Origin of the sequence: Pontibacter sp. HSC-14F20 (assembly GCF_019599265.1) — a bacterium.
Classification (GTDB): domain Bacteria; phylum Bacteroidota; class Bacteroidia; order Cytophagales; family Hymenobacteraceae; genus Pontibacter.
Genome location: NZ_JAHZTC010000029.1, coordinates 1 through 12,919, shown reverse-complemented (window position 1 = coordinate 12,919; position 12,919 = coordinate 1). Strand labels below are relative to the sequence as shown.

9 protein-coding genes are annotated in these 12,919 nt (G+C 49.7%); 7 read left to right on the top strand and 2 right to left on the bottom strand.

Features of this window, described 5'->3' with window-relative positions:
* Position 1: 1 nt before the first annotated feature.
* Complete coding sequence (hflC, locus tag K3G39_RS19420; RefSeq protein ID WP_220627841.1) at positions 2 to 940, top strand: protease modulator HflC; 939 nt, start codon at positions 2 to 4, stop codon at positions 938 to 940.
* Between the two features lie 158 nt (positions 941 to 1,098).
* Here the strand turns inward: hflC and K3G39_RS19415 are convergent.
* Positions 1,099 to 2,363, bottom strand: a protein-coding gene (locus tag K3G39_RS19415) for an IS3 family transposase (RefSeq protein WP_220627840.1) whose coding sequence is annotated in 2 segments (ribosomal slippage) — positions 1,099 to 1,997 and positions 1,997 to 2,363 — 1,266 coding nt in all. Because the reading frame shifts where the segments join, the coding sequence is not laid out codon by codon here.
* Between the two features lie 182 nt (positions 2,364 to 2,545).
* Positions 2,546 to 3,385 carry an MBL fold metallo-hydrolase gene (locus K3G39_RS19410; protein ID WP_220627839.1) on the bottom strand — a complete coding sequence of 280 codons (840 nt, stop codon included), beginning with the start codon at positions 3,383 to 3,385 and terminating at the stop codon, positions 2,546 to 2,548.
* A 246-nt stretch (positions 3,386 to 3,631) separates the two neighbouring features.
* On the opposite strand from K3G39_RS19410, the gene K3G39_RS19405 reads away from it, so the two are divergent.
* The 6 genes from K3G39_RS19405 to K3G39_RS19380 all read left to right on the top strand — a co-directional run bounded on the left by K3G39_RS19405 (position 3,632) and on the right by K3G39_RS19380 (position 12,813).
* Positions 3,632 to 4,324 carry a response regulator transcription factor gene (locus K3G39_RS19405; RefSeq protein WP_220627838.1) on the top strand — a complete coding sequence of 231 codons (693 nt, stop codon included), beginning with the start codon at positions 3,632 to 3,634 and terminating at the stop codon, positions 4,322 to 4,324.
* A complete protein-coding gene (locus K3G39_RS19400; RefSeq protein ID WP_220627837.1) occupies positions 4,314 to 5,681 on the top strand; it encodes a HAMP domain-containing sensor histidine kinase in 1,368 nt (455 codons plus the stop codon). The genes K3G39_RS19405 and K3G39_RS19400 overlap by 11 nt, the downstream gene beginning before the upstream one ends.
* A gap of 103 nt (positions 5,682 to 5,784) precedes the next feature.
* Positions 5,785 to 7,089, top strand: a complete 1,305-nt coding sequence (locus tag K3G39_RS19395) for a TolC family protein (RefSeq protein WP_220627836.1) — start codon at positions 5,785 to 5,787, stop codon at positions 7,087 to 7,089.
* On the top strand, positions 7,086 to 8,222 hold the full coding sequence (locus K3G39_RS19390; RefSeq protein ID WP_220627835.1) for an efflux RND transporter periplasmic adaptor subunit: 1,137 nt from the start codon (positions 7,086 to 7,088) through the stop codon (positions 8,220 to 8,222). Before K3G39_RS19395 ends, K3G39_RS19390 begins: the two co-directional genes overlap by 4 nt.
* A gap of 23 nt (positions 8,223 to 8,245) precedes the next feature.
* A complete protein-coding gene (locus tag K3G39_RS19385; protein WP_220627834.1) occupies positions 8,246 to 11,341 on the top strand; it encodes an efflux RND transporter permease subunit in 3,096 nt (1,031 codons plus the stop codon).
* Between the two features lie 371 nt (positions 11,342 to 11,712).
* A complete protein-coding gene (locus K3G39_RS19380; RefSeq protein WP_220627833.1) occupies positions 11,713 to 12,813 on the top strand; it encodes a M48 family metallopeptidase in 1,101 nt (366 codons plus the stop codon).
* Positions 12,814 to 12,919 lie beyond the last annotated feature (106 nt).

The following is a 12,919-nucleotide window of genomic DNA, read 5'->3' as shown; positions in this document are numbered from 1 at the left end:
TGTGAATACTCCGAAAATACTATCGCTCTTAGCCGCTGTGTTGCTGCTTACCTTGGTTTTCACCAGCGTATTTGTGCTCGATGAAACCAAGCAGGCCATTGTTACCCAGTTTGGTAAGCCTGTAGGTGAACCCCGCACCCAACCGGGACTCCATTTCAAAATCCCGATTGTGCAAAAAGTACAGTTCTTCGACAAGCGCTACCTCGAGTGGGACGGCGATGCCAACCAGGTGCCTACCAAGGACAAGAAATTCATCTTCGTCGACTCTTATGCCCGCTGGCAGATCACCAACCCGCTGCAGTTTTTTATCCGCCTGCGTGACGAGCGCTCCGGCCAGTCCCGCCTCGACGATATTCTGGATGGTGAGACACGCAACGCCATCGCCAGCCACGACCTGCTTGATATTGTGCGTTCCACCAACCGGGAGCCTGAGGTATCGGACGAGATCATGGAAGACTTAGAAAACCTGGATAAGATATCAGTAGGTCGTGATAAAATCGAGGCGCTGATTCTGAAACGAGCTAACGAGCGTACTTCTGACCTGGGTGTGCAGATTTTGGATTTCCGTTTTAAGCGCATGAATTACGTGGACGAAGTGCGTAACCGGGTATACGACCGCATGATCAGTGAGCGTAACCGAATCGCCGACCAGTTCCGTTCTGAAGGTCAGGGCGAGGCCCGCAAGATTCAGGGTAACAAAGAACGTGACCTGGCCCAGATCACTTCACAAGCCACCCGCGAAGCTGAGGTCATCCGCGGTAAAGCCGACGCTCAGGCAACATCTATCTACGCTTCCGCCTACAACCGCAACGCCCAGGCCCGTGAGCTCTACGGCTTCCTCCGCTCCATGGAAACACTGGAAAAATCATTTGATGAGAAAACGAGTATTATCCTGTCTACTGACTCTGAGCTTTACAAGTATTTGAAAAGAGCGAATTAGAAAATTTAAGAGTTGAGGAGCTTGAGAGATAGAGAAGTATAACCTGTAGAGACAGGTCGCGACTTGTCCGAATTGTGCACTGAACTTCTATTAAACCAATTCCTTAAAGCCATGTCTCGTCCTGTAATACGTTGACGGGTTTGAGACGAAGTTACTTTTTAATTTGAGACCTCCAATGCCCTGGTATTGGAGGTTTTCTTTTTCCACTGTTTCACCTCTAGTTCCTGCTGGGCGTGCATCTGCTCGGGTGTGAGGAGATGACACGAGAGGTGGGGCCTGAGGCAGTTGTAGATGTCCACTGACTCTCGGATCACTGCCACGGCCTCCAGGTGGTGGGCAAAGCCCCGCTCGAGGGCAAACTCATCCTTCAGAATGCCGTTCACCCGCTCAGCCACCGCGTTCTGGTAGGGGTCGTACTTCTCGGTCATACTTGGCTTTATCTGGGCCTTTTCCAGCAGCTGCTGGTACTCTGCAGAGCAGTAGGGCAGTCCCCGGTCCGAATGGTGGATCAGGTGAAAGCCATACTTTCTTTTGCCCACAGCCATCCGCAGGGCCTGCAGGGGCCCCTCTGCCCGCAGGTCCTCCGAGAGGTGGTAGCCCATGATCTTTTTAGAGTAGGCGTCCGTGACCAGCGAAAGGTAGCTGTGCCCTTCCCGGGTGGGGATGTAGGTGATGTCTGCCGCCCACACCTGCTCGGGGCGCTCTATTTTGAGCCCCTCCACCAGGTTCCTGTGCTTTTTCATCCAGTGCTTTGAATCAGTCGTTTTATGGTAGCTTTTGCGAGGCTTGATCAGCAGGCCTCTTTCTCTTAGAATCGCAAAGAGCTTGTCTCGTCCCACCTGGAGCTGCTCTTTCAGCAGGTGGTAGAGCTTGCGGGTGCCCAGGCGCGGCATCTGCAGGCGGATCTGGCCGGCCAGCTCCACGACCTGATCGGCGATCTGCTTTTGTTCCAGAACTCTTGCCTGCCGCTGATAGTAGGCCTGGCGGCTGAAGCCAAGTAGTCGGCAGGCCACAGAAAGGCTTATTTGCTCTTTTTGGCGGAGCCGCTCGAGGGCCCCGCCACAGGCTTTTTTCGGATCTGGATCCCCATCTGCCCCTCGGCCACGTCAATGATGGTGTCCAGCAGCCTGGCCTTGAGCTCGGCTTCCCGGGCTCTTTTCTCGGAAGCCGCCAGCAGGGCCTCTAGTTCTTTGATGCGTTGGTTGGGTGTCTGGGGCATAGCGCTTGGATTGTAGTCCCAAGTTAAGCGACCGTGCTTACGAAGCCAAACCAGCACAGTGCTTCTGCCCTGGATGCCGTACTTTTTCTGGGCTTGTTTGTAGGTCAGATCTCCACGTTCTACCTCGGCTACCACGGCCAATTTAAAGCCTAAGGTGTAGTCGCACTGGCTGCGCTTGCTTTTTTTCTCTGCTGCTTTTTCCATATAAGGTTAATTTTAATGTCAACCTATTTTAGGACGGGACACCATTCAAAAAAGAGCCAGCTGTTTATTCAGTTGGCCTTTTTTTCAATGTATCAGCCAGAGGCCTCTTCTATAACCAACACGAGAGAGGGCGCTCGCGCAATAATATCTTGTTAGTTGACAGAGCTAATTGCTTTTAGAATCTAAAACAACGACAGCTGCTCCCCTGCCGGCGTGATATCGCTAACAGTTAAAGTACGTCCGAAAATATCACCCTGGCTGCTAATGTTATACACGGCAGTTTCTTCAAACCTTGATGCGACTACCACTTCGGTACCATCGGCGCAGGTTTCGAATAAACTCTTGGCCAGTTTCGGGCAGTTATTGTCTTTAGAGAGGTGCGACAGGAATACGTGACTCATAAAGGCCGGTTTGTGCGCGACAAAAAGCTCCAGCGCCTGTTTATTGGACATGTGTCCGTGATTGCCGCTAATGCGCCGCTTGAGGTAATAGGGGTAATAACTCTGCTCCAACATACCATCATCGTAGTTGGTTTCTAGGAAGGCAGCATGGCATTGTTGGAAGTGCCGGATCACATGGTCACAGGGCGCACCAATGTCCGTAAACACACCGATCTTTATGCCATTACCTTCTATCACAAAACTATGGGGGTCTGCTGCATCATGAAATTTCGGGAATCCAGTCACTGATAAACTACCAATCTGCACGGGCTCGTATCCAGTAAAGGACAGCACCTCTACCCCACTCAGGTCCATGCGGGAGCGGTACAGTGTATCGGGTGTTATGTATACTGGTAACTTATACTTGCGGGCCAGCACAGGTATGCCTTTGATGTGATCGGAGTGCTCGTGCGATACAAAAATAGCCTTTACCTGCCGCATACTCAGCCCAAGCCGTTGCATACGTCGCTCCGTTTCGCGACATGATATACCTGCGTCCACCAACACGGCTTCCCGACCGTTGCCGATGTAGTAACAGTTGCCGTTGCTGCCCGAGTTTAATGAGGTGATGGCTAATTGCATAGAACTACAAAGGTCGGGTTTTCCAGTAGATTAATCAACTTGCAATAATTCAAATTTATATTTTTCTCCGATCACCGGAAGCTGATAGTCATCAATCCTTTATTGCGTTTATTTTCAGGCTCTCCGGGCGCATGTACAGAGAGCGTGTGAAGGGCAAACAAGCCACTAGAGCAATAGGTGCGATGGGTGCGGCAAAAGTTTCTGAGCATTTTTTATTAATTTTAACTTCAATACCTATAAAATCCCATGGTAAAATGCCTCTTAGTTGAAGACGATGTGAGTGTAGCCTCTTTTATTAAGGAAGGGCTGACTGAGAAAGGGTACCAGGTGGAGCTTGTATCGGACGGCTTCAAGGCTGCTGAACTAATTAGTCAGCATGAATATGACATTGTGATTCTGGATGTCATGCTGCCAGGTATAGACGGCTTCGAAATATGCAAGATCACACGTAAGCGTAACATCGCCTCTATCATCATCATTCTAAGTGCGCTGGGGAATCCAGAAGAACGAATCAAAGGGCTGGAGGCTGGCGCCGATGATTTCATGTCGAAGCCCTTTCACTTCAGGGAGCTGCTGGCCCGCATCAACGCGCACCTGAGAAGAAAGCAGTTGGAGCATGGTGTTTTTGAAGCCGACAAGTATGCTGACCTGGAGGTAAACACAGAGCAGAACTCGGTGAAGAGAGCGGGAAAGGAAATAGCACTAACGCCCAGAGAATATAATCTGCTCCTATACCTGTTAAGAAACAGAGAAAAGGTGGTTTCCAGGGTTGAAATCGCACAAGCCGTTTGGGATATTCACTTCAGCTCCAATACCAATGTAGTGGATGTGTATATCAACTACCTCCGCAACAAAATAGACAAAAACTTTTCGACCAAGCTGATTCATACCATCAAGGGGCGTGGCTACCAGTTGGCGCAGAAATCAGATGAATCTTAAACAGAAACTTGCTCTACGGTCTACGCTAGTATGCGCTATTACCCTGCTGCTTGTTTTTGGTAGTATATTCTATCTGTACTGGAACCTCACCATCAATGCTTTCTACAGTAAGCTCGAGAACCGTGCGCTGCTATCAGCCATCATATTTCTTGAGAAAGACGAACTGAATAAGAAAAAGTACCAGGAGTATGAAAGCAGGTACCTGAATACGCTGGACAAAGAAACAGTGCAGATCTACGATGCAAATGGGAATGTGGCATTTGTGTCGGAAATACGTTCCTATCCGGTGGATGCGCTTCTCCTGAACCAGATCCGACGGAGTGGTAAGCTACATTTCCAGGCTGAGGGACAACAGTATGCTGGCATTTACTATGAAGATAACCAGGGCGATTTTGTGATTGTCAGCTCAGGAGTGGATATGACCGGGCAGGACCGATTATACAGGTTGCGTATTATCCTAAGCAGTCTTTTCCTGATTGGAATCCTGATCAACTACATTTTCAATGTCGTGCTGGCGAAGAAAACGTTTAAGCCTTTCTCGTCTATACTGCGCAAGGTAAACACCATTTCAACAGAAAACCTGAACTCCCGCCTCCCACAGGTAAACAAACCAGGCGATGAACTCAGCGAACTGACGCAAACCCTCAATACACTGCTGGAGAGATTGGAGGCGGGCGTTAATCATCAGAAGCAATTCCTGAAAAATGTTTCGCACGAGCTAAAAACTCCGCTTGCAGCCATTTTGGGTGAGGCAGAACTTAGTCTGGACAAAGAACGAAGCCCGAAAGAGTACCAACAGGTGCTGCAGAAGATTGTAAAAAGCACCTCAGAGTTGAATTCTGTCATCGAAGGACTGCTGCTGATCAGTGGCTTGGAGAATAACACATCACCAGCTACTTACCGACCTTTCAGGCTTGACGAACTGCTTTGGGAGGTATTGGAAAAGCTCCATTACAAGTATCCCGATGCAGAAGTAGAGACACTGATTGAGGTGGAAGATAGCGACCTGTTGCAATTGCACTCCCATCCTGAGCTAGTTGCCACAGCCATCACCAACATTATTGACAATGCGCTGAAGTTCTCAGACGATCAGAAAGTAATTTTGAAAATTACGCTAACCGAGCGACAGCAAGTAGCTTTGCTGGTGCAGGATCAGGGACCTGGTATACCGGTGCAGGAACAGGATAAAGTGTTTGAGCTTTTTTACCGAGGCAGCAATACCCAGTATCTGAAACCAGGCCATGGTGTAGGCTTATCCCTGACGAAGCATATTGCTGAATTTTGCCACATCGACTTAGCTGTTTCCTCTATTCCGCACAAGGGAACCGAAGTAAGGCTGGTATTTCCTGTAGCCTAATCTGAATATAATTTCTCTCTAATCTAAGTCTAATACAGGCCAAAGAAGCCTTTAATGTTGCGACTGTAGCTTTGTAGCACACGAATAAAGCTACAGTCACCACATGACATTCAAGTTATTAAAACACTTTATCTGGCTTTTGCTGCTGTGCCCTTTTGGAGCTGTACAGGCGCAATCGTCAGACACACTGGCGCTTTCGAGAGTCGAGGCTGAGGCTCTTTTTCTAGAAAAGAACCTGGCGCTAATTGCCGAACGGCTGAATATAGACCAGGCAGAGGCACTGATCCTGCAGGCGAAGGCATGGCACAACCCTGAGCTGGAGATCAGCGAACTGAACTTCTGGGCGACCCCAAACCAGGTAGCCAACGGCGACGGCAACCCGCCCATTTTCCGAAACGGCTTCGGCGAGAACAGGCAAATATCTGTGCAGCTCGAGCAACTGGTGCAAACAGCCCGCAAGCGCAAAAAGAACATCTCGCTGCAGGTAGCCAACAGCGAGCTGGCCCAAACAGCCTACTCCGAAATGCTGCTCTCGCTTAAGGCAGAATTCAGAACACAGCTTTCGGAGCTCCTCTTCCACCAGAACAATGTGCAATTGCTACGCCAGCAGCAAAATGTGCTCTCGCAGTTAATTCGGGCACAGGAAGCACAGCTGCGCAACGGCAACATCTCTAAGGCTGATTTCTACCGAATCAGAGCGTTGGACCTGTCGCAACGCGCCGAACTGAACGAGGCGCTACAGGAAAGCAATGAGGCGCAGAAAGACCTGAAGTCGCTGATGCTACTGCCAGCCAATACCACGCTATACCTGACTGATGCAGGTCAGCTACCTAGCCAGTCCATACTCCAAACGCCGTCGCTCGACATTTTAATAGCCATGGCTGAGCGACACAACCCAGCTGTGCGGGTGGCGGTTTCTGATCTTCGCGTGAGCGAAGCCGAGCATACACTGGAGCGAACCATGCGCGTGCCAGATCTTCGGTTCAACACCAACTACGACCGCGGCGGTAACATCCTGCTCAACTTCATCGGATTTGGCGTGGCAATGGACCTGCCCGTGTTCGATCGCAACAAAGGCAATATAAGAGCGGCGCAAGCTCGGGTGCAGCAAAGCAAACACCTGCACGCACTGCGGGTAAATAAAGCTCAGAACGAAGTTGTAAAAGCCTTCAATGACTACCAGCAGCTGGCAGATTTCTACCAATCCATAGACGGGAATTTCATTAACGAACTGGATGAAGTGCTGGCAGGCGTAAGCCGCAATTTTCAGCGCAAGAACATCAGCCTGCTGGAGTTTCTCGACTTCTTCGACGCCTTCAAAGAAAACAAACTCCTCTACTTCGATACCATCCGAAGCCTGGAATCTAAAAAAGAAGAACTCAACCTATTAACAGGAACTGACTTATGATTCGCCCTTCTATAAACCGCCTAAATAAAATTACTGCTGCGGCATGTTTTGCCGTGCTCTTAACAGCTTGCCAGAGTTCGAACGATCATCTCGAAAAAGGCACTATTGCTCAACAAGAAGGTTACTGCCTGCCTGCGCAGCTGGCCAAAAACATTAAACTGGCCGATGTAGTGCCTGCTTCCGAACACAATCATATTCAGTTAACAGGCCGTGTAAGGAGCAATCCCGAGAAGTACTACCGTTTCGTGCCCTTGCTGGATGGCGTGGTGTCGAAGGTGAATTTCTCTTTAGGGGATCATGTAAAAAAAGGTACGGTGCTGCTGGAAGTGCGCAGCCCTGAGCTAAGCAGCCTGAATGCAGAACTTCGCACAGCCCAGGCGCAACTCAAACTGGCAAAGCGCCAGCTTACGGCTACACAGGAAATGTTTGATGACGGTGTTGCCTCTGAGCGTGAGCTGATTGAAGCACAACAGGATGTGGAGATGGCTCAGCTGGAGATTACCAAAGTGCAGGAAAACCTCGGCATCTACGGTGGTAGTCTGGAACGGGGCGTGCTGATCATCAGGGCACCATTTAGCGGGTATATTGTGTCGAAAAACATTGTAAGCGGCCAGCAAGTCGAGGCGGGTGACGAACCGCTGTTCTCTATTTCGGACCTGGAAGAGGTATGGGTGATGGCCAATGTATACGCTGGCAACCTGAGCAGCGTGAAACAGGGTATGGAAGTGGAAGTACGTGCCTCCGCCTACCCCGACCAGGTTTTCAAAGGCAAAATAGACAGACTAGCCAACACCTTCGATACGGAAGAGCGTGTACTGAAAGCGCGCATCAGCATCCAAAACCGAGACCTGCTCCTAAAGCCTGAGATGTTTGTGAATGTGTCTGTGACTCAAGACAATACTGATCAAAACGATGCGCAGCAACACCTATTGTCTTTCCCCGCCAAGGCAATGATTTTCACAAATTCGAAACATCATCTGGTCGTGTACCGCGACAGTTGCAGCTTTGAAATTGTGCAGTTGGAGCCTGTGTACCAAACCCAAAACGCTGTGATGGTAAAAGAAGGCCTGAAAGAAGGAGACAAAGTGGTGACTGAAAACCACCTGCTGATCTATAACCAAATTCAGAACTAAGCCGAGTAGCACAGACAGACAACATGGATAAATTTGTTCAGAGTTTAGTATCGTTCTCGCTAAAAAACCACATCATCGTCTTTTTCCTGACGGCGCTGCTGGTAGCGGCGGGAGTGATCAGTTATATCAACACACCGATTGAGGCCTTTCCTGACGTAACCAACACGAGGGCCCGCATCATCACCCAGTGGCCTGGCCGCAGTGCTGAGGAGGTAGAGAAGTTTATCACGCTGCCGATCACGCGCCAGATGAACACTATTCCGCGCAAAGCTGAGGTGCGTTCTACCTCCCTTTTCGGTCTGTCGGTGGTGACGGTGCTGTTCGACGAGAATGTGGATGACTTTTACGCCCAGCAGTACGCCTCCAACCGCATGCAAAGCATTGAGTTGCCTGAGGGAGCCGATGCCGAAGTGGAGCCACCATCAGGAGCCACTGGCGAGATCTTCCGCTACGTGCTCAAAAGCAAATCACGTGAGATAAGCGATTTAGCCGCCCTGCACGAGTGGGTGGTAGAGCGAGAATTGGTGGGCGTACCAGGTATAGCCGAGGTGGTGAGCTTTGGTGGCGAAAAGAAGATCTATGAAATACAGGTAAACCCTGTGGAGCTGGCCAATTACAACCTCTCTCCGTTGGATGTGTATGAAGCCGTCGGGAACAGCAATATAAACGTAGGCGGCGATGTGATCGATAAAGGTGACCAGGCCTATGTCGTGCGAGGTGTCGGTTTGTTGGAGAGTATAGGAGATATCGAAAACATTCTGATCGAGAACGTGAACGGTACGCCAGTGCTGGTGAAGCACGTGGCTGATGTCAAAATCTCAGCTAAGCCGCGCCTGGGGCAGGTTGGATTGGACGACGACGATGACCTGGTACAAGGCATCGTGATTATGCTGCGCGGGGAAAACCCGAGCGATGTCATTGCCAGGCTCAAGGACAAGATAGAAGAGCTCAATACGAGGATTCTTCCTGCGGACGTCGAGATCGTAGCGTTCCATGACAGAACTGTGCTCGTTGACAACACCGTGCGAACCGTAACACACAACCTGCTGGAGGGTATTATCCTGGTGTCGGTGTTGGTGTTTATCTTCCTTTTCAACTGGCGTACCACAGTGATTGTGGCTTCAGTTATTCCGTTGGCTTTTCTGTTCGCCATCATCATGCTGCGCATACAGGGCCTGCCTGCCAACCTGATTTCGATTGGTGCGGTGGACTTTGGCCTGCTGCTGGAAGGGACGATGGTGGTCGTGGAGCATGTGTTTGTAGGGCTCGACAAACGGGCGAAACAGCTGGGTATGCCTCGTTTTAATCAGATATCCAAGTTGGGGATCATCAAAAACCAGACACGCTCTGTTGCCAAGTCCATCTTCTTTGCCCAGATCATCTTGATTGTGGCGCTAATGCCAATCTTTACTTTCCAGAAAGTAGAAGGAAAGATGTTCTCGCCACTGGCCTTTACGTTGGGGTATGCACTGATTGGTGCGGTTTTGCTGAGCTTGACCTATGTGCCAGCCATGTGTAAGGTGCTGCTGAACAAAAACGTGGTAGACCGCGAAAACCCGATCACCAACTTTATTCGGGGCGCCATGTTCAAGCTCTACCAACTGGGTGCATACAACAAGAAACAGACGATCATGTTGTTTGGTGCGTTGTTAATTGCCTGCGGCTTCGGCTTCAGTAGATTGGGTACCGAGTTTATTCCGCAGCTAAACGAGGGGGCATTGTATGTAAGGGCAACGCTGCCGAATAGTGTAAGCCTGGATGAATCGGTGAAGCTGACCAAAGAGATGAAAGCCAAGTTCCGTGAGTTTGACGAGGTGGCCTTTGTGCTGACGCAAACAGGTCGCCCGAACGATGGCACCGACCCGACAGGCTTCTTCAACATCGAATTTCACGTGCAGCTTCAGGACGAAAGCGATTGGAGCCGCAAAATATCGAAACAGGAACTGCTCTCGGAGATGGAACAGTCGCTGGTGGTATACCCAGGCGTGACCTTTGGCTTCAGTCAGCCGATCATGGACAACGTGGAGGAGTATGTATCGGGGGTGAAGAGTTCGCTGGTAGTGAAGGTATTCGGAAATGATCTGTTTGAGCTGGAGAACACCGCCGACCAGGTAGCTGCCGCCATTAAGGACGTGGAAGGTATAGAAGACCTGAACATTTACCGCAACATTGGTTTGCCAGAGCTCCGCATTAAGCTAGAGGAAACGCGCATGGCCCGTTACGGTGTGAGCATGGCCGATGCGCAGGCGGTGATAGAGATGGCCATTGGCGGTAAGGCAGCTACTACGTTTTATGAAGATGAACGCATGTTTGATGTGCGTGTACGCTATGCGGAGCCTTTCCGTAAGTCCGAAGCAGAGATCAAAAACATACTGGTGCCAGCCAACAGCGGCTCTATGATTCCGCTTTACGAGATTGCCGACGTGGGTTTCTTTACGGGTCCTGCATTTATTTACCGCGAAGGAAGCAGTCGCTACATTGCCGTAGGGTTCTCGGTTCGTGGCCGTGACCTGGGCAGTACCGTAGAGGAGGCGCATAAACTTGTGGAAGAGCAGGTAGTACTGCCAGACAGCTATCGATTGACCTGGGCAGGTGAATTCGAGAACAAAGAGCGAGCGACCAAGCGTTTGAGCTACATTGTGCCGATTTCGCTCCTGATGATCTTCTTCCTGCTGTTTGTGAACTTCGGAAACCTGAAAGACACGGTTATCTCGCTTATCACCATTCCATTCGCCTTTATCGGTGGCTTCCTGTCGCTATGGCTCACGGGCACTACTTTCGGTATTTCGGCAGGTATAGGCTTTATAATCTTGTTTGGTGTGGGCACTATCGACGGTATCATCCTGATTGCCGTGATGAAAGAGTACCTGCGCAAAGGCTTGCCACTGCAGCAGGCTATTTCTGAGGGTGTGTATAGCCGTATTAGGCCTGTGTTTATGATTGCCATTATGGGTTCAGCCGGTTTATTGCCAGCCGCCCTATCCACAGGTATGGGCTCAGAAATTCAGAAGCCGCTTGCCATTATGATTGTAGGTGGTCTGATGATCTGTATGATTCTCTCGCTGATCGTGCTGCCACAGGTATATTACCTGGCCTATAGCCGCAGCAAGAGGGTATAGCAAGAAGAGATAGAATAGTGATTAGTTTGTTTGTAAAGGGCGTCCGGATTTTCCGGGCGCTTTTTTTATCAATGTTTAATCACACTACTTTTTCTTGTCTTCAAAGCCATTAAGCACTAGTTGCACAGAGAGTTGATATCATATATATCTAGCCGCTCCAGCACCCTGAAATATTATTCAACTCTGATTAGCCCCATCCACAGTTATTATTTACTCAAGAGCTCTCAAAAGCAGTAATTCCCTTTTTGCCATTCAAACTATTGTCTCAACAGTTCGTCGTAATAGGTGCAAAAAAACCTAGCCAACCAAAGCATCAGGTATAGAATAATACTTATATTTAAGGTATAAGAAATAGCTATACCCACCTTTTCATGAAACAACTTTACCCTGAAAGTCCTCCCTGTATACCTGCTGGCTATACACAGCCCACCGCATCTTACAAAAACCAGGTTGTCTATGTGTTGCTGGCTATGCTGGTGTTCCTGATCCTATACCTGTCTATGGTGGTTGCGGCCGGTTACCTGCTATACCTAACCATTATGTACCCGATGGACACCTTTAACCGCTTGACCATCCTGCTCAAGCTTGGTGCTATTGGTATGGCAGGTATGCTGTTTGGTTTTATGCTGAAGTTTCTCTTCAAAAAACATGACACCGACAACCCGCTAAACGTGGAAATAACAGAGGATGAACACCCACAGCTGTTCTCTTTCATCCACCAGCTTTGCGCCGAGACCAATGCGCCCCTCCCCCACAAGGTGTATGTCAACCACGAGATCAATGCCTGTGTGTTTTACAACAGCACCATTCTCAGCCTTTTCCTGCCAGTGAAGAAAAATCTGCTGATTGGCCTGGGACTGGTCAACGCCATCAACCTGACAGAATTTAAAGCGGTGTTGGCGCACGAGTTTGGTCACTTTTCACAGAGCAGCATGAAACTGGGCAGCTACGTGTACATGGCCAACAGCATCATCCAGAGTATTGTGTACGAACGCGACAAATGGGATGAGCTGCTGGAGAAATGGAAAAGCTCGAACATTCAGCTTGCCATTTTTGGTTGGATGCTGATGCCGGTGGTGTGGCTCATCCGCAAGTTCATGGCCCTGATCTACCAGGCAATCAACCTGGTACACTCTTCGCTTTCGCGCCAGATGGAATACAACGCCGACCGTGTAGCCGTGAGCGTAACCGGCAGCGATGCGATCGTGAATGCGCTCTATCGACTAGGACCTGCCAGCGAGGCCTTCGATCATTCCAACAACCACCTGACCACGGCCATCGACAACAGGATCTATACCACCAACCTGTTCTATCACCAGCGCAAGGCCACAGAGTACCTGAGCCAGACTCGCGAAAGCTTCCGGCAATCGCTTTTGGAAAACCTGCCCAAGCAGCCTGCCAGCGCCCGGTTTATCTTTTCAGACGAAGACGGTCACCTGGCGGAGATGTATTCTAGTACACAGTCAACTTAGTAGGTAATGATTGCGTTTCTTCCTTAAAAGCAGGAGGAAGCATGGAGAAGATAGAAATAAAATTGAGTGAATCAGATAAAGAGTACCTGGAGCATTATGTGAGCAA